This window comes from Limnothrix redekei LRLZ20PSL1, from assembly GCF_043235035.1.
Taxonomy (GTDB): domain Bacteria; phylum Cyanobacteriota; class Cyanobacteriia; order CACIAM-69d; family CACIAM-69d; genus CACIAM-69d.
Genome location: NZ_JAZAQF010000069.1, coordinates 220,190 through 238,561 on the forward strand (window position 1 = coordinate 220,190; position 18,372 = coordinate 238,561).

Sequence of the window (18,372 nt, forward strand, 5' to 3'; positions counted from 1 at the left end):
GCCACCTCACCACCTCGCCAACTTGCTTTGCAGTCTGCTTGGTAGCTCTAAGTTTCTCGTTCCATCTAGTTTGTTTTGCCAATCTGTTTTACCAAGGACTGCCGATCGCCACGAAGGCAGCCCAGTAGTAGGGATGGGCCAGGGAGCCGGAATTGTCGGGCAGCGACGGCAACGGGATCGGCCCCCGGGCGCTGGATGTGAGGCCGCTCCCTTCAACGCGGACTCGTCCTTCAATCATGGCCATTTGGGCCTGACGCAGGGCTTGGGACTTCGTGGGGGCGATCGAGAGTTGCCGATAAAACTCGCTCATGAGGGCTAGGGTTCCTTCGTCACTCACATACCATAGGCTGGCGAGGGCAGATTTCACACCCGCCTGCACCGCTAGCCCTGCAAACCCCAACTCCGCATTCGCATCACCCACGGCCGTGCGACAGGCACTCAGCACCAGCAACTCCACGGGGGGATGGTTCAAACTCAGTTCCCGCAGTCGATCGAGCGTCAGGCGCTCCTGATTCCAGAACTGAATGTAGGAATTCACCGGTTGGCCGGGTTTGAATTCGCCGTGGGTGGCCAGGTGCAAAATGGGGGCCGGTTGCCGTTGGCGCTGGGTTTGCAGGTTGGCGATCGTGAAGGCTTCGTTCAAGAAGGTGGTGGTTTGGGCCCGTTCCTGGGCAATGGTTTGCAGTTCCATGGGTACGGCAGGCAGGGGACTCAACCCCGCTGGAAATTCGGAAGCACCCATGGCCAAAATGGGAGCGTCCCGAAGGCTGACGTAGCGGGCATCGGTTAGGTTAACGCTGGGGGTCATACCCAAGGCAAACCGCTGCACCAAAAATTGCTGACCATCATGCAGGGCGGCCCAGGGGAGCGATCGCAGGCCCACATCGGGGGAGATCAGCAGGGTATCGATCTTTTGGGCGGCCAGTTCTGGGGCGATCGGGGCGATCAGCCAGCGATCGAGCTGTTCTGCTGCCGTGCGGTAGGCGTTGCCCCGCCGCAACACAGGATTGGTGATCGCTTGGCGCAGACGATCGGCGGCGGCCAACACTTCGGCCCGGCCCACGCCCGATCGACGGTAGATGGGTTCCCCGCTGCTGGTAATCACCACCAAATCCGTTTGTTGTTCCTGCAACATCACATAGACCAAAGCGGTTTGGCTGTTGGTCTGTTGTCGAATTTCGCTCAACAGTTCTCGCAAGGAGACGCTGCTTACGGGGTTGTTGGAGATTGAGCTACCCAAATAGGTCTCAATTTGCTGTGTCCAGGTGCTTTCCAGTTGATCCAAGCCCGAGTCAAAGTTTCCTTCCAAGAAGGTGTCGCCCAGGCTGGCATCCAAGGCCAAATTACTGGCCTCGATGTCAGCCAGCATGGCAAGACTTTCAGGGTTCAGTTCACCGGGGTCAAATTCACCATCGGGCCCCAACTCTCTGGGGTCTGGGTCAAATTCACCATCGGGCCCCAACTCTCTGGGGTCTGGGCCAAATTCACCATCGGGCCCCAGAGGGCGATCGGGGCCAAACTCCCCCGGATCCAAGGCTAGATTCCCCTCTTCCCCCGGGCCAATGGGGCCAAAGTCCCGATCGCCAAAGTCCCGATCGCCAAAGTCTTGATCGCCCAACTCCCCTCTCAGGCCAGGCGGATCGAACTTTCCGGTTTCAAAGGCGTTGGCGATATTTTGGGTGGTGTCGGGGGGCAACGGATCGCCCAGTTCATTGAGAGATCCGGGGCGATTGGGAACGCCTGGCAGCAAAGGGAACGGCGATTGATCGCGCAACACTTGCAAACCCGTGCCCCCCTCTTGGCCATTAACCGGCCCCGTCACCAAGGCCGCCCCCGGCTCCAGGGCCACGGTTTCGCCAGTGCGGTTGAGTTGCACGGTTCCATCGTCCCCCACGGCAATGCTGGTGGCGACGTTTTCAGCGCGGCCACTCAGCAGCTCTGGCAGGTTGAGGGGCGCAAAGAATCCGGTATCAGCAGGTCGAATTGGGCTGTTGCCGGGGCTGTTGAGGCCGGGGATGCCAATGTCGAAGCTGAGGATATTGCCGATCGACTGGATGCGCACCACCCGATCGCCCTCCACGGCGACCACCGTGACGGCGTTAGCCCCTGAGGCGATCGACCCCGTGGAAAGCACGGTTCCCCCCAGGAGGGCCACCTGTTGATTCGCTTGAATGGTTCCATCGTGAACGATCGACCCGGCTAAGAGCGGCGAGAAGGCGAAGGCCGTGGGCGTGCCGTTCAATCCCCGTAAATCATTGCCCTCAAAGACGTTGAACCACTGAAGACCAAATTGCACAGCGTTGGCGCTGGTGGCATAAAAGCTGCCGGGTACGTTCACTTGGGCCGTGCTGCCAAAGACGATGCCCGCCGGGTTCAAAAGATAAAGATTGGCGGAGCCGCCGCTCATTTGTACCAGACCATCAATCACTGAGGGATCGCCACTGCTAATGCGGCCAAAGATGTTCTGGATGCTGGGATCGATGATGAAGGTGGCTCTGTCGCCCGGTTCCAGGTCAAATTGCTCAAATCCGTGGAAGAGGTTGGTTCCACTGCTCGATCGACTGCCACCCGTGATGTTGAACTGTTGATCATTGGGGCGATCCACAATGGTTCCCAATCCGTCATCAGCCGGAACCACGTCGGCCAGCGCTGGGCCGCTGATCCAGCCTGGGCTGAGGGCGATCGTGAATCCCAACCAAACTCTCAACCAGGGCCAAACTTGCGAGATCACGCGAAAGGACATGAGGCGATCCTGAGGTAGGGGAGCGGAAATGATGGTTGGCGATCGGGCAATTTCTCGGGACTGGATGAAGCGCCTATTATTCTAGGCTTCGTCCCCCCTTTGTTAGCTTGTTGACCCAAGCTTGTTGACCAAAGCTTGTTAATCAATTGTCTATTTCAGGAGACTAAGCCGTTATGGTGCTAACCGCTTCAATGATGTTGGAATTGGGCACTGTGGCTCCGGATTTTGCCTTGCCAGAGGTGACCACGGGCGAGACTATTTCCTTGGCAACGGTGGTCGATCGTCCGTTGCTGTTGGTGATGTTTCTTTGCCGCCATTGTCCCTACGTCAAGCATATTCAGGCGGAGTTGGCCCGGTTGGGTCGAGATTGGGGCGATCGCGCCGGGATCATTGCCATCAGCGCTAACGATGCGGTGGCTTATCCCGATGATGCGCCCGATCGGTTGGCGGACTGGGCCCGGGACTGCGGATTCAACTTTCCCCTGTGCTATGACGAAACTCAGGCGGTGGCCCAGGCCTACTCGGCCGCCTGCACCCCAGATTTCTTTGTGTTTAATCGCGATCGCGCTTTAGTCTATCGTGGCCAGCTCGATCGCAGCCGCCCCGGCAACCCAGAACCCAATGATGGGGCAGATTTGCGGGCTGCTTTGGCGGCCGTTTGGGCGGGGGAACCGGTTCCGGACCCCCAAATTCCCAGCTTGGGTTGCAACATCAAGTGGAAACCCGGCAATGAGCCGACCTATTTTGGTCTCAGTGCAGTTTAGGGGGCGGTTTAGGGGATTGCCGGTTGGTCGGATGCTGCCGCCGCCATGCGTTTGGGTCTCGGCCTGGGTTTCAATCTAGGTCTCAATAATGGGCACAAGAAGTTAGCCAACAGCTATGAGCGATCGTCCCCGTTCTCGAAAGATTCAATCCAAGAGTGGATCCAAGAGTGGATCCAAGATTCAACCCAAGCGTCGATCAACGAGTCGATCAATTCCCCGAAACACCCTATGGGGGGCGATCGGGCTGGTGATGTTGTTGTGGGGGGTGGGTTCTTGGGGCCGCGCCACTGATCCGGTTTCGGGGCGATCGGCCTTGGCGAGTAATCAGCTCATTGGTAATCCGCTTAATGACCAGTTTGTTGACCAGTTTGTTGACCGATTCGGCGATCAAATTAATGATCAACCCAATAATCAACCCAATGATCAGCAATATCTCAAAAACCAACCCCATCAACCGCTTTCTCAGTGGCTCATGAGCACGCGCCGATCGAGCGATCGGCGCTATCCTCGGGCCGCTTTGGACTACTTCATGGAAGTGGCTTTTGGGAACGAATTTTCCAGTAATCCTGATACAAACTACATTCGCAAATGGGCGAGCGATTTGCGGTTGGCGGTGCGAGGCGGGCCGACGGCGGCCGATCGAGAAACGCTTGATCGAATTGTGGGTGATCTCAATCAATTATTGGGCGGTACAATTCGGATTCGCTTCACCACTCAAAATCCCAATGTTGTCATTTACTTTGTGCCGGAAGCGGATTTTCCGAAATATGACCCCCACTATGTGCCCCGAAATTTGGGATTTTTTCGGGTTTGGTGGACGGGGAATTTAGAAATTCAACGGGCCCAAATTTTAATTAGTACTACGGGGGTGACTCAACGGGAGCGATCGCACTTGATTCGCGAAGAACTGACCCAATCTTTGGGTTTGATGAACGATGCGGAAACCTATCGCGACAGCACGTTTTATCAAGGTTGGACGGAAACACAGGATTTTTCACCACTCGATCGGGATTTAATTCAAATGCTTTACGATCGCCGAGTGCGCAGTGGTCAAACCCGTGAACAAATTCGCCAACTTTTTCGCTAGAAGCGGCCTGAAAAGCAACTCACCAGTAATCATCCAATCATCGGAGCAAGGGGCTTAAGCCCCTTGTCTTTATCGATTTCAGCCCCTTGTCTTTATCGATCCATGAGACCCAAAAGGCAGTGATTTTGGCTTTTTAGATATTTGCTTTTCAAGCATTTACTTAGAGAGAGTCTGATCACCTTTTGCTTTTATTTTTGCCTTTCAAATTTTACTTTTTGCCTTTCAAATTTTACTTTTTACTTTTGAAATCCAAATAAGGCCCACATAGGGGTAAATCAAAATCCTGTGCCCCATATTGCAAGCGATCGGCAACCCATCGACAGCCGTATTCCACAAAATTGAGCGATCGCACTTGGGATAAATTCCAAAGGGTTGCCGTTCGATCTTCGCTGCCGGAGGCGAGCTGTTGCCCATCGGGACTAAAAGATACGCTGCTGACGATCGAGCTATGGCCGCTGAGGGTGGTGATCAGCTTGCCTTCGGGCGATCGCAGCTCGATCGCGCTGTTGTTTTTCGCGATCGCCAGCAATTGCCCATCGGGACTCCAGGCAACCCGCGTCAGACCACTATCGCCTTGGGTGGGAATTTGGCGCAGCAGCTCGCCCCGCCGGTTCCAAATCCGTACCTCTTGGTTGCGGCTGGCGGCGGCGATTTGTTCACTGTCGGCCCGAATCGCCAAGCCCCAAATGCCGCTGCCCGTGCCCTTCAGCACTTGGGCCGGTTGTTCCTGAAGTCGGCTGCGAGCGCGATCGGCCCAAGTCCAAAGCTTCACGGTGCTATCGGTGCTGGAGGTGGCCACATAGGAACCATCGGGACTGAAAGCCACGTCCCAAATGCGGGCTTTGTGGGCCGGGAACCGTTGCAACTGCACATAGCGCCCATTGTTCTCATGCCGCCAAAGGTTGAAGTGCAAATCGTCGCCCACCGCTGCCAAATAGCGCCCATCGGGACTGAAGGCCACGCCATGGATCGGCGACTGGCTGCCGGTCATGGATTGGCGGCGATCGGTGGTCACATCTACCCAGGTCAGCTTGCCGTTGGCATCCCCCGCCACAAACTGCGGCTGAGTGGGGTGCAGGGCCAGGCTGTATAGCTCTCCCTCGCTGAGATTGGTGAATTCCCGCACTGGCCGCCCGTTCCGTTGCCAAAAACGCACATCGCTGGCGGTGATGGTGGTCATTTGTGGCCACAAGGGAGAAGACTTGGCCGCGTAATTCACCCGCCAAACGGTGGTGGGGTGGTCTTGCAATTGCTCAAAAAAGACGTTTTCGGTGGCCCAAAACCGCAGAAAGCCATCTTCGCTGACGGAGGCCAGGGTTTTGCCGTCCCTGTTGAAGGAAAGGCCGCGGATGGTGGCCGCATGGCCCGGATAGATCCGCAGCAGGCGACCGGTGGCCGTTTCCCACAGGCGCACGGTGCGATCGGCCGAAGCGGAGGCAAACCGCTGGCCATCGGCGCTGAATGCCACATTAATCACCGCTGCCTCATGGCGCAAAATGGTGCGTACCGGTGTGCCATCGGCCCGCCACAGCCGTAACTGATTGTCCGCGTGGGCCGAGAGGATCAAGTTGCCATCGGGGCTGAAAATGGCATCCCAAACGGCGCTGGCTCCGGCGTTGAATTGGCGTTGGCGTTGTCCCGCGATCGACCAAAGGATCATTTGCCCATCAATGCCGGTGGAAATTACCCGTTGGCTGTTGGGGTGAAAGGCCACAGACCAAACGGTGGATTTGTGGCCCCGCAAGGTGGTTTTCAGGTTGCCTGTGGTGGCTGACCAAATTTTGGCGGTCAGGTCGCTGCTGCCAGAAACGATCCATTGCCCATCTTGGCTCCAGTCCACAGACCAAATTCCCCCTTGATGGGCGGTGAATTTCTTGAGCAACCGGCCGGAGTTGCGATCCCAAATGTGCAAATTACCGTCAAGGGAGGCGGTCAGCAGCTTTTGATTGTCGGGGCTGAAGGTGGCATCGTAAACCAAGGAACTGTGCTCTAAGGTATGAACCAACGCGCCGCTTGAGCGCCACACTTTGGCGGTGCGATCGGTGCCGGTGGTCACGATCGATTGACCATCGGGGCTAAATTCCGCGGCCAATGCACCGCCAGGGTGAGCAAAGCGCTGATTTTTCTCGTTTTCGCCATAAACCGCCTGCTCCAAAACGCTTTGGGTTCGTTGCTTCAGTTCTTGGCGAGTTTGGGCCGGCACAAAGCGCAATTGTTGGAAGCGATCGCGCGCTTGCAAAGCTTGCAACAGGGCATCCAGTCGTTGATCGGAGGCAAAACTCCCTCGGGAGGCGGCAATGGTCGATCGCACGTCGCTGATGGCGGCCTGCTGGTAGGCGTACAGGGTAATGCCACCGGAAACCAAGGAAGCGGCGAGGGTAATGCTCAGGGCCACGAGCAGTTGGCGTTGGCGCTGGACGCTGCGTTGCTCAATTTCCAAACGGGCTTCGGCCTCCCGCAGGCGATCGAGTTCCAGTTGTCGCTGAATTTCCAGTTGCTCCAGTTCCTGGCTGGCGGCCAAGTAGCGATAGTCCAAATCATCGAGACTGCGCTTTTGCATCCAATCCAAGGCTTCCCGCAACGGATTGCCCCGCAACAGATAGGACGCATCGCGGTAGTTGGATTCCACCCAAGCATTCAGCCAAATGGCATAGGGGCGCAGGTCGTCTAACTGTCGATCGACCCAGGCCAGGTTAAAGACTTCCCGGTAAATGCGACATTTAACCCGCAGGTAGCCATCCCGTTTTTCCACAATTCCCGCCAACAGCAATTCCGTTTGGGCCGCAGACCCATCCGCCTGCACCAGGGGCACGGTGGCTTGGCCCGGTGGGTGGGGCGGCGGATCGGCGCTCAGTTCGGCGCGGCAAATTTGGCGATAGAGCATCAGCCGTCGCCCGGCCGATCGCTCGTCATACAGCAGTCGATCGCGGATGGTTTTCAAGTGCTCTGGTTCATCGGAGGCTTCCCAATGGTTCAGGATCTGGCTTTGGATCAGATGATCGACAAAGGCCCTGGGCGAAAACTGGGCAAGCGGATTGGTATCGACGGATGGGTCAGCCGCGCGATCGGCCGTGCGATCGGCCGCGTGATCGGTAGTGTGGGTAGTGCGATCAACTGCTGCGGCGGGCATAGCCGCTGACAATTGGCGCGATCGCAACACCAACGCACAAATTTTTTGCACCAAAAATGGTTGCCCACTGGTCCAGCGCAAAATTTCCCAAAGTACCCGCTCTGGCTGCGGAACCACATTCACCAACCCCGCCGCTAAACTGCTAACTTCTGAGTGCTGAAACCCCGTTAATTAAATTGCTTGGCCAATATTGAAGGGTGTTCGACTTTTATCAGAAATTAGCTCGCCGGGGGTAGTGACTCCAAATAGGGCAAAGGTTAATCCTTGATAAAGATCCAACTCTGCCCGGCGGTTATAGCAAGTACGAATTAGGGCAAAAAAATCATCCGTGGGAAATTTTAAATTCAGAATCGTATCAATTTCATCAATTAAAATCACTAGGCGGTTTGTAATACCCGATCGCAAAATTGCATCAATAAATTCCCCCAAACGAGCCGCCGGGGGTAGGTAGGCATATTCCTTCCACCAAGACCGCAAATCAAAGGGCAACGGCAGGGGTTTACTCAGCATGGCCGCGATCGCCGCGTACCACTGCTCAATTTCAATTTTTTGCGACCCGATCGCCGTCAGGTCGATCGCCGCGCAGCTAATGCCCTGTTGTTGCAGTTGCATCATAGTGCGCAACCGCAGGCTCGACTTGCCCATCTGCCGCGCATTGAACACATAGCAAAACTCGCCCGCCAGCAGCGCTTGCAAGAGGTAGTCGTCCGCTTGGCGCTGCACGTAGGCCTGCGATCGGGGCGGTACACTGCCCCCCACCTGATAGACAAAATCCGAAGGAGAGGCGGGGTTGATCATGTCATGGAAGGGTTAGGAAAAACTGTCGAAACAGTTCACAACTGGGAAACGCCAATCGCTGATCAAAAGTAACCAATCCCAAACCTTGGAGTCGAAAGGCCTGCGTGTGGGGTAGTTCTAACCCCTTGGGCGATCGCACCACCTGCTGCATGGTTTCTAGGAGTTCCTGGTGTTCAAGGAGCTTCAATAATCGGCGCAAATAACTACCAAAAATACTATCGGGATTCGTCGCTTGCTGAGGCAAATCTGTCAGCGAAAGTTTTTGGTGAGCTAAATGGAATAAACCAAGTTGAGACAAAAATGGATTACCTCCTAAAAACGTGAAAACGGCATGACCATACTCTTCTGCGGCTGTCAATTGGTATTGTTGAGCGAGGGTCACCACCTGTTCGCAAGTAAATGCGGGCAGTTCCAACAACAGTCCCACATTAAACGGCGATTGATTGAGACTTAAGGGCAACCAAACTTCCGTAGAATGGATAATTGCAATGTGTAATTTATGCCAAATAGTTCGATTTTCCAAACCATAGCGCCCCTGCTCATACCAAGATCGCAATAAGCCGAAAAAATCCGTAGCTAATTCGGGATACCCAAAGAGCCGATCTAGCTCGTCTAAAACCAAGAGTAATGGCGCATCCGATTCCGCCAATAGATAATTTTCAAAATATTCTGAGCAAGCATAACTCACTCCAAACATCGGATCCCACTGATCCGCTAGGCGATCGGCTAGCCCTAAACTCTTAGCTGCACTGGCGCAAAACCACTTAAGAAACCACTCTAAATCACCTAAAACCTGTCGATCGGCTCCCTGTAAATTCACAACTGCTGTTCGGAATCCTCGTTGCCGAACTTCACTGAGGGTGCGTGCCATCAGGGATGTTTTGCCATATTGCCGAGGAGCCTTGATTCGCACTAACGATCCCGGCTGAACCACTTCTTCAATACAAAGACTTTCAATGGGTGGTCGATGAATATAGAACGGAGAATTGATCGGTAATTGCCCTCGGGGCGGAGCCACTTGCATGGCCCAATCAGTTGATTTTTTAGTACGTTCAATATTGCGAACTTGCATAGAAGTTAAATAGTCTCCCTCGCTGAGATCTAAACCAAAGGCCTGAAAGTAGAGCAGGAGTGATTGGAAATCCACTAATTTTTCGCGACGGCGCACCTTAGTTAAAGTGTTAGGACTCAATTGAGTTAAGTGGCTGAGCTGTTCTAAGGTGTAAGGTTTTTCTTGATTTTGCTGAGTTGCGGAAATTTGCTCTGCAAACTGCAAGCGTTGCCAACCTTGAGGACTTAACATAACGCCGCGATATCGTTTATAGACTTTGGGAATCTCAGCCATTTAGCCCCTCAACCTTACAACTAACTTCGGGGAATTCTATTGCAAGCACTGCATTGAAACAGGGCGATCGTGTCGTGGAAATAGATGATCTCAAGGGGTACTCACACCGAAAATACTATGAAATTTACCAATCTCAGCTCCTTTTGGCTTAAGTTGTGGCCTTAAGTTGCGATGTTTAGATGTCAAGCAAGATGAACTTGTCTAGAATTAATTTCGATAACAAACATCAAATTGTACCAATGATTTGATCTATTCTTGAGAAATTCTCATCTGTTTCAATTATTTTGTTTCGACGAACAGCAATAAGCAAAATTGTGTTTTGAGAGGATGTCTGAGTAGTGAATTGGGTCACTGAACAGGTAGCAGCAGCCGTGGAGTCAAGGGACTTAAATTCCTGATCGTTGCTGATCGGTTAGGCCCACAAGGTAGCAATCTTGACTTCCCAGACATCCTCTTAAAATAATGAAAACATTTTGCAGGGTTCACCATGGAAAATGACCATCGCAAAAGCCAACCTAAGTCTTGGCTGTCATCGATTTTGGCGCTTTGCATATTTTGATACAACATGGGTTTCTTGTAATCTTGATCTTGTCCCCATTATTGCTCTCATTTTCTGAGGATTGAGCTAGGATGGGGGGGCTAACAAGCAATGGGCTAATAATTATTTAAACTTCATTTTTTGTTAGGATGCTTAAATGGATCAAGCAGATCAAGCGTTGTTAGTTCTCGAAATCAGAAGCTTCATCTCCTGCTCATAGTGACCATCTCCCGCTACAGCGAGTGCCTTCAATGGATTTGCAAAAAATCAAGGAAATTTTTGAAGCGATCGTTTTGGGCAATCAATCTTATATGCCCCATGGTCATTGTTATCTGTGGCAAACGCCCTTAGTGGGGCTGCATGTGGTTAGTGATTCACTAATTGCGATTGCCTATTTCTCTATTCCCGCCATGCTGACGTACTTTGCTTATCAGCGTCGGAAATTTTTGCCAATTAGCATTTTTCTGATGTTCGGGGCATTTATTATCCTATGTGGTTTAGGTCATTTACTGGAGGTTTGGACACTGTGGTATGGGGCCTATTGGCTAACGGGAATTGAAAAAGCTTTAACAGCATTAATTTCTTGCTACACGGCCGTTTCTCTGGTGAGTTTATTGCCTCAGTTTCTGTCGTTGCGCAGTCCAGATGAGCTAGAGCGAATTAATCAACAATTGCAGCAGGAGGTTAGCAGTCGGGAGCTTATTGCCCAAGAATTAGCCCAAATTAATCAGAATTTGGAGGCCCGAATTGCCGATCGCACCGTTGAGTTACAAACCAAAAATACTCAACTGATGCGAGAAATTCAGGAACGCCAATCGATTGAACAGTCTTTGGCGCGGCGGTTGGCCTGCGAACAAATTTTTTCTAAAACCTTGCAGCGTGTTTGGACAACGGCAGACTTTGAACCCCTGTTTCAAACCTTGGTGCAAGATGTTCGCGAATTTTTGCAAGTCGATCGGGTGCTGATCTTTCAGCTCAATTCGGACTTCAGCGGTGCAATTTCGACGGAATCTGTTTCGGATCCCAGCTTGAGCCTGTTGGGACAATCCTTCGTAGATCCTTGTTTTCAAGAAAAACATGCTCCTCTATATCAAGCAGGACGCATTTGCATGATTGAAGACATTGAAACTAGCCCCTTAAAAGAATGTCATCGAGAATTTTTGCGTAGCTTGCGAGTGCGCAGCAATTTAGTGATTCCAATTTTATGGAAATCAGAATCTAGTAATTTAAATTGGCAAGAAAATCTTGGTGATCAACCAATGATCCCGGCTGATTTTTACCTCTGGGGATTATTAATTGCCCAATCTTGCCAGGGAGCACGATCTTGGGACAGTTTGGAAGTGGAAGCGTTGCAACAGTTGAGTTTGCAATTAGGAATTGCCCTGCGCCAAAGTAAGTTGATGACCCGCTTGCAAGAAGAATTACAAGAAAAACAACAAACCGCTTTAGCCTTACAAGCATCTGAACAAGAAGCGCGACAGCAGGCAGCGTCATTAGCCACGACACTCAATCAACTGCAAGCAACTCAAGCTCAGTTGGTGCAGTCAGAGAAATTGGCTTCTTTGGGCAAAATGGTTGGCGGCATTGCCCATGAAATTAATAATCCCTTGAGCTTTATCTATGGCAACTTAACCCATGCCCAAGAATATAGTAATCAAGTGTTTCAAGGTCTTGACCTCTATCAACAGCATTATCCGAACCCAGTAGACCCGATCGCCCAGTGGCTCTCGGAAGTGGAATTTGAATTTCTAAAAGCCGATTTTCCGAAACTTCTGATCTCTATGAAAAACGGAGCCGATCGGATCCGTGAAATTGTATTGTTGCTGCGCAATTTTTCGCGATTGGATGAATCGGAACTCAAATCCGTTGACATTCATGATGGAATTAACAGCACGCTCAGCATTTTAACTGACCGATTTTTAGAGTCCACTTGCGGTCAAGTCATTCAGTCCCATTGCACCTACGATCGCGATATTCCCACGGTAGAATGCTATCCTGGCTTGCTCAATCAAGCACTGTTTAATCTGTTTAGTAATGCGCTGGATGCCATTGAGGAACGCTGCCGATTAAGAGAAGTTTTTGTGCCCATGGTGAAGGTAGAAACCCAACTGATTTGTCAGCAACATTTGAATGGTTTGACCTTGCAACGGTTTGCACAAATTCAAATCACTGACAATGGTTCAGGGATTGACCCAGCGTTGGCGGATAAGATTTTTGATCCCTTTTTCACCACCAAGCCGATCGGGCAGGGGACTGGAATGGGTTTGGCGAACGCCTATCAAATCATTGTGAAACGACATCACGGGGAACTTTGGTATCAAGTGAATGAGCAGGGACAAACTCAGTTTGTGGTGAAAATCCCAATCGAGCAATATTTTCCCAACCCTGCTGCCACCGAGCGATCGGCCTCACCGGCCTTGACGATGGATTCCTTGAGCAGTTTTGCTCCCCGAATCTAGGAGTCAACGCTTAATTACCAGAACTCCAGAATGCTTCTAGAAACATCTATTGATTTCTAGAAATCAAATTCTTGAAAATCTTGATCCCTAGAAATATTGATCTCTAGAAATGTTGATCTCTAGGAACATTTATTTCTGCAAAATTGGCATAAAACAACCAACGCAAGAGCAGCTAGATCGAAGCCTTAAGACTCTGATTCACGAGCCGGAAACGATCGATAAATTTCCATAATAAAGGCTGTTCCTTTGCCTGGCTCTGACACACAGGACAGCGTTCCTCCATGCAAGTTCACAATAATTTGATGGCTAATGGCTAACCCCATGCCGGTTCCTTTGCCCACTGATTTTGTGGTGTAAAACGGGTCAAAAGCTTGGCGACGTAATTCGTCACTCATCCCCAAACCATTGTCTGAAATCGCAATTCGCACGCGATCTGGCTCAACGGTTTCAGTGCGCACGGTGATGGTTGGCGGGGTATCTGGCGGGTAGCTGTCGCCCACACCCTGCTCCAGCGCTTCGATCGCATTCAATAACATCTGCATGAAGCATTGGTTTAATTGCCCGATCGCACAATCAACCAAGGGCAAATCCCCATAATCGCGCACCACTTGAATGGATGGACGCTTACCATTTCCTGCTAAGTGAACCCCCATCAGACTAATAGTCGCGTCAAGGTTTTCATGCAAATCAGTAAACTTAATCGTTGACTCATCCAAGCGCGAAAACATGCGCAAGAGATTCACGACGGTTTTAATGCGGTTCGCTCCCACGAACATGGAGCTAAAGAGGGGTGGAAAGTCTTCAGTAATATATTCCAAATCTAACTCTGTGAGGACTGCGGCAATGTCTTCATGGGGATTGGGATAATGTTTTTTATAGAGGCTTACTAAATTCAATAGCTCCTCTAGATAGGTTTGGCAATGATGAAGATTGCCGTGAATAAAGTTAATGGGATTATTAATTTCATGGGCCACGCCAGCCACTAAACGCCCCAAGGCTGACATTTTTTCTGCATGAATCAATGTGATTTGCGCTTTTTGTAAATTCTCGAGGGCTTGGGCTAGTTTTTTGCTTTTTTCGGTGGCTACTTGGGCGATTTCTTGGCGACGCTTCACCTCCGCTTCCAGTTGAATTGCTTTGCGCCGCAGCTCCAATTGGGCAATGACCTGACGACCCAACGCCTCTAGGGCTTCCATTTGCTGGGTTGTTAGCTGTCGGGGCATTTGGTCAATCACACACAATGTCCCGATCGCATGGCCATTGTCAGTCACCAAAGGTGTACCGGCATAGAATCGAATTTTTGGCTCTTTTAGAACTAGAGGATTATTAACAAAACGTCCATCCTCAAGAGCATCTTCCACAATCAAAACTTCATCAGGCCGGCAAATGGCATGGGCACAAAAAGCTTGGCTGCGTGGAGTTTGTATGGCATCAATTCCATGGCGAGACTTAAACCATTGCCGCTCGCCATCCAATAAGCTAATTAGCGAAATGGGAGTGCCGCAAATCTGTGCTGCGATCTTGGTCAAATCATCGTATTGACGCTCGGGAACCGTATCCAAAATTTGATAGTCGAGCAGGTCTTGTAATCGTTCCTCTTCGTCAGTGGGAAGGGGAAACGTACCATGACCATCATGGGCTACGTCACTGGCTGGCAAATCCATGTCCAACTCCGGGGATGGAACGCGATCAGGGTCGATATCGATATTGTGATTGTGATCATTGCGATCAGCGGAATCAGGGTTGTGATCAGCGCGATCAGGTGAATTCAGCTTCAATTCTGGTTGCTTAGGAGCGGTGTGAATCGGGTCAGGATAGCTGCCAAAGGCGGAGTTTTCTGACAAAGGATAACCCAACGAAGCGGTCGATTGCGTAGTCTGGGTTGCTGAGACCGTGAAGGTTGAATCATAGCCCAAAACTGCCTTGGTCTGGACGATCGCACCCGACTTACGGTTAATGAGCAAGCGGCGCTGAAGCCACTGAAACCACGTTCTGAAGGTGTGCATCATCGGGTGTTTGATTGACCTGCTGATTGATCTGCTAGGTTAACTGACCTGCTGACCGTCGATCGCGGGGGTGTCACCCCAGGTTACTCTAACGTCGCAAGATGGTAAAACTCGGGAAGAGATGGCTTACTGACATCACAATTTAGCAGCGCTAGAATCACAACTTAACCCCCTTGAATCTTTCATGAATTCATGAAACGTTCAATCAATGTTCATGCCGGAGCGACTAGTTTCAGGAAACCCAATTTGAAAGGCTGTCTAATCAGCATCTTTGAATATTGCCAGAGCGCCAATCGCCATGGGGGGCAAGGGGTTGAAGTCTCTTGTTTTTGTTGATCGTTTGGGTCAGTGGTGTGTTGGTTTTGGCAATTCAGATATCGATTCAGATATTTTTTGAAGATCTAGCCTTAATTCAGAATCTTCCAAGATTTTTGATTTTTGCCTAAAACAATTGATTAAGTGGCGAAATTGACCCATCACTAGGATTTTGTGCCAAATCTTCAAAGCTGGTGAATCGTTCCTGTTGCAGTTGCTGTAAGTAGCGACGTTCTTGATAATAAAGATCGTGGAAGGTTTGTTGCTGTTCGTAGGCACGATTGAGGTTTTCTTCAAGGCGTTCCAGATCGATCGGGTCGGGAGCCAGGGCCAAATTGCCGGCCACACCACCACCACCGCCGCCGCCACCGCCGCCTCGCAGACTAATCACCTTATCGTTTCCGGAGCCGATCGGGGGTTCACCGGCAAAGACCCGCCGCAACGCTTCGGCGGCCACTTCCGTTTGCAGGTAATGGGAGAGCCAAGCATCCAGCAGGTGGCGGCAACGCTTGGCGCATTGCAGGCTTTCAATGGTGGCGATCGCGGCGCGGATGGTCAGGCCGGGGCGATCAAGATCCAACAGGGTTCGCTCATCTAAGCTCAAAAGCCGATCGACCATGGCCAAATCCTCATGGGAAAGGTCTGGATTCGATCGCAACTCGATCGCCAATTCAGTCGCCTCCTGACCCCATTGATCCTGGAGCTGCAAAATCTGCCGCCACAAAAAACGATGGTGTGACAGGCCAAACTCCAACTCCCGCTCTTCCAAAATGGCCAAGATTTGCTGGCGACGATCGGGAAGGTGCAAGTAAATCCGCAAGAGCTGTCCCTCCGCCGACTCCCGCAGGCTGCTATCGCCCAATCGTTGCCATTTAGCCGATCGCCCGTGCCAGCGCTGGCCCTGCACCTGCGATCGCAAGTCCTGCTCCAATTGCAGCGTGAAGTAGCTGTCCTTTTGGCCCAGCAGGTCGGCACAGCGGCGGATGTAGTGGCTGCGGGTGGCGGGATTGGGCAGTTGGCTCAGGAGCTTCACCGCATCGCCCACGGCCGCCTGGAATTGGTCAGCTAAGCGCAAATCCCGGGAACCGATCGCCCGATCGAGCTGCCAATCGAGCCAGAGGGGCGCATCGGCGATCAGGGTGCGGTAATGATCCGGGCTGTAGGTTTTCAGGAACTCATCGGCATCCTTGCCCCCCGGCAAATTCAACACCCGCAGTTGAATTTCGCCCCGGTAAGCCAGCCCTTCCACCTCCCCGATCGCCCGCTCCGTGGCCTTTTGGCCCGCCGAGTCCGCATCGAAGTTCAGGATAATTTGCTTCGATTCCGTGAACCGCGTCAGCAGCTTCACCTGGGCCAAGCTCAGGGCCGTGCCCAAAGCTGCCACGGCGTTTTCAATGCCCGCCGCATGGAGCGCAATCACATCGAAATAGCCTTCCACCACGATCGCCGCGTCAGTTTTGGCGATCGCCGTTTTCGCCTGATCCAGCCCAAAAAGCGTCTTGCCCTTGTCAAATAGCTCCGTTTCCGGCGAGTTCAGATACTTTGGCTCATCGCCGTTCAGCGTCCGCCCCCCAAAGCCGATCGTCCGGCCCTGGGGATCGCGAATGGGCACCATCAGCCGATCGCGGAATCGATCGTAATAGCCACCGCCCGCCTTCCGGGGCACAATCAACCCCGCCTTTTCCACCAGCGAAACGGCATAGCGTTTTTGATCAACCAAATAGCGATACAGAGCATCCCAGCCGGCTGGCGAATAGCCCAAATTAAACGCCTGAATCGTGTCCTGGCGCAGTTGCCGTTCTTCCAGCAAGTAATCCATGGCCCGCGCCCCCACAGGTTGGGTCAGGGCATGGGCATAGAACCCGGCCGCCACGGCCAGGACTTCATAGAGCTGTTCGCGCTCGGTGATTTGCCGCTGAATTTCCTGGCGTTGTTCCGGTTCCAGGGTTTGCACGGGCACTTGGTAGCGCCGCGCCAAATCCAACACCACGTCACCAAACGATCGCTTGTCCAGCTCCATCAAAAACTTGATGGCGTTGCCCCCGGCCCCACAGGAGAAGCAGTAATAGAACCCTTTGGTGGCGCTGACGGTGAAGCTGGGCGATTTGTCGTCGTGGAAAGGACAGAGGCCTTTGAAGTCTTTGCCGTTTTTTTTCAGCACGACCCGTTCCGAGACCACATCTACGATGTCGGCTCGTTGTTTGACGGTTTCTACGGTGTCGGGATGAAGACGCACGATCGGGTGGGGCAAGTCGAACGGCTATTGTCCTATTATCGCGACCCGATCGGGGGATTGAGCAGCCAAGGGCGATCGCGAAAGCTGAATTTTTGTGGATCTCACTCATGGCAGGTCAAGTAGACCAAGGGCAAGATTTTGAAAAGCAACAGGATCACGGGCAAAAATTATCGCCAGCCCCGATCGCGCAGATGTTGAACATCTTGCTCAAGGTCTTCTACGTCGTAATGAACGCAAATGCCGCGATTTGCCAGCAGCTTTTGAGAATGGATGATTTTCGTTTGTAATAGGGCGATCGCAGCGGCGTAAATTTTTCTACTATATATAGATTATATATAGATATTGTATAGACAGATATTGCTCATACACTATCTATTCCGTGAACTCAATGAATAATTTACTGTCTCGTATTACCCAAACCCCTGGTCAATGCGGTGGCCGTCCTTGCATCCGAGGCATGAGAATTCGGGTGAGCGATATCTTAGAAATGTTGGCGGAAAATGTTAATCTCTCTGAGATTTTAGAAGATTTTCCAGATTTAGAAATGGCCGATACTCAAGCTTGCCTATTGTTTGCGGCGCGGCGTACTGATTTTTCTCGGTTGACTGCATGAAGATCTGGGTTGATGCTCAATTGCCCCCAACCTTGGCAAGCTGGCTGTCGAGCAATTTTGCAGTGGAAGCTTCGGCCTTGCGAGATCTTGGATTACGCGATGCGAAAGACTTGGAAATTTTTGAGGCGGCACGACTTGCCAATGCGATCATCATGACAAAAGACAGTGATTTTGTTGATCTTGTCTGTCGATTGGGGATACCTCCTCAAATTACAGCCTTTGCCTATAACGAATGGCACGATATAATTATCAGTGTAGTGAAGTTATCGTCAGGAAAACTCATGAGTCTTTATTCGCTGGACTTGCGCCGAAAAATCGTAGAAGCTTACGAGAAGGGA

At 51.8% G+C, this 18,372-nt stretch carries 11 protein-coding genes and 1 pseudogene; 5 read left to right on the forward strand and 7 right to left on the reverse strand.

The genetic code is table 11. The features are described from left to right. Nucleotides 1-88 precede the first annotated feature (88 nt). Nucleotides 89-2,743: a CHAT domain-containing protein gene (locus tag VPK24_RS12065; RefSeq protein ID WP_393013658.1), complete on the reverse strand. Its 2,655-nt coding sequence runs from the start codon at nucleotides 2,741-2,743 to the stop codon at nucleotides 89-91. A 173-nt stretch (nucleotides 2,744-2,916) separates the two neighbouring features. Here VPK24_RS12065 and VPK24_RS12070 point away from each other — a divergent pair, with 173 nt between their 5' ends. Further along, complete coding sequence (locus VPK24_RS12070; protein WP_393013659.1) at nucleotides 2,917-3,507, forward strand: thioredoxin family protein; 591 nt, start codon at nucleotides 2,917-2,919, stop codon at nucleotides 3,505-3,507. 115 nt (nucleotides 3,508-3,622) lie between these two features. After that, a complete protein-coding gene (locus VPK24_RS12075; protein ID WP_393013661.1) occupies nucleotides 3,623-4,594 on the forward strand; it encodes a DUF2927 domain-containing protein in 972 nt (323 codons plus the stop codon). 229 nt (nucleotides 4,595-4,823) lie between these two features. Here the strand turns inward: VPK24_RS12075 and VPK24_RS12080 are convergent, their stop codons facing one another. The 3 genes from VPK24_RS12080 to VPK24_RS12090 are packed head-to-tail and all read right to left on the reverse strand — an operon-like array spanning nucleotide 4,824 to nucleotide 9,867. Next, nucleotides 4,824-7,847: a WD40 repeat domain-containing protein gene (locus VPK24_RS12080; protein WP_393013663.1), complete on the reverse strand. Its 3,024-nt coding sequence runs from the start codon at nucleotides 7,845-7,847 to the stop codon at nucleotides 4,824-4,826. A 48-nt stretch (nucleotides 7,848-7,895) separates the two neighbouring features. Then, the gene (locus VPK24_RS12085; protein ID WP_393013665.1) at nucleotides 7,896-8,522 is read right to left on the reverse strand and encodes an AAA-like domain-containing protein; all 627 of its coding nucleotides are present in this window, start codon (nucleotides 8,520-8,522) and stop codon (nucleotides 7,896-7,898) included. A 1-nt stretch (nucleotide 8,523) separates the two neighbouring features. After that, entirely contained in the window at nucleotides 8,524-9,867 is a 1,344-nt protein-coding gene (locus tag VPK24_RS12090; RefSeq protein ID WP_393013667.1) for an AAA-like domain-containing protein, read from the reverse strand. A gap of 789 nt (nucleotides 9,868-10,656) precedes the next feature. Between VPK24_RS12090 and VPK24_RS12095 the strand changes: the two genes are divergently transcribed. After that, nucleotides 10,657-12,864: a GAF domain-containing sensor histidine kinase gene (locus VPK24_RS12095; RefSeq protein WP_393013669.1), complete on the forward strand. Its 2,208-nt coding sequence runs from the start codon at nucleotides 10,657-10,659 to the stop codon at nucleotides 12,862-12,864. 185 nt (nucleotides 12,865-13,049) lie between these two features. On the opposite strand, the gene VPK24_RS12100 is transcribed toward VPK24_RS12095, so the two are convergent. The 3 genes and pseudogenes from VPK24_RS12100 to VPK24_RS12110 form a co-directional block, all read right to left on the reverse strand. Continuing rightward, nucleotides 13,050-14,873, reverse strand: a complete 1,824-nt coding sequence (locus VPK24_RS12100) for a sensor histidine kinase (protein WP_393013671.1) — start codon at nucleotides 14,871-14,873, stop codon at nucleotides 13,050-13,052. Nucleotides 14,874-15,312: 439 nt separating this feature from the next. Then, on the reverse strand, nucleotides 15,313-17,424 hold the full coding sequence (gene dnaG, locus VPK24_RS12105; RefSeq protein ID WP_393013690.1) for a DNA primase: 2,112 nt from the start codon (nucleotides 17,422-17,424) through the stop codon (nucleotides 15,313-15,315). A gap of 164 nt (nucleotides 17,425-17,588) precedes the next feature. Next, nucleotides 17,589-17,690: pseudogene (locus VPK24_RS12110) on the reverse strand (UPF0175 family protein); the annotation flags it as partial. 119 nt (nucleotides 17,691-17,809) lie between these two features. Between VPK24_RS12110 and VPK24_RS12115 the strand changes: the two are divergent. Together VPK24_RS12115 and VPK24_RS12120 are read left to right on the forward strand one after the other, a co-directional pair. After that, nucleotides 17,810-18,034, forward strand: coding sequence for a DUF433 domain-containing protein (locus VPK24_RS12115; protein WP_393013672.1), 225 nt, complete (start codon nucleotides 17,810-17,812; stop codon nucleotides 18,032-18,034). Further along, nucleotides 18,031-18,372, forward strand: a 342-nt coding sequence (locus VPK24_RS12120) for a DUF5615 family PIN-like protein (RefSeq protein WP_393013674.1), incomplete at its 3' end; no start/stop codon positions are given. The genes VPK24_RS12115 and VPK24_RS12120, both read left to right, overlap by 4 nt.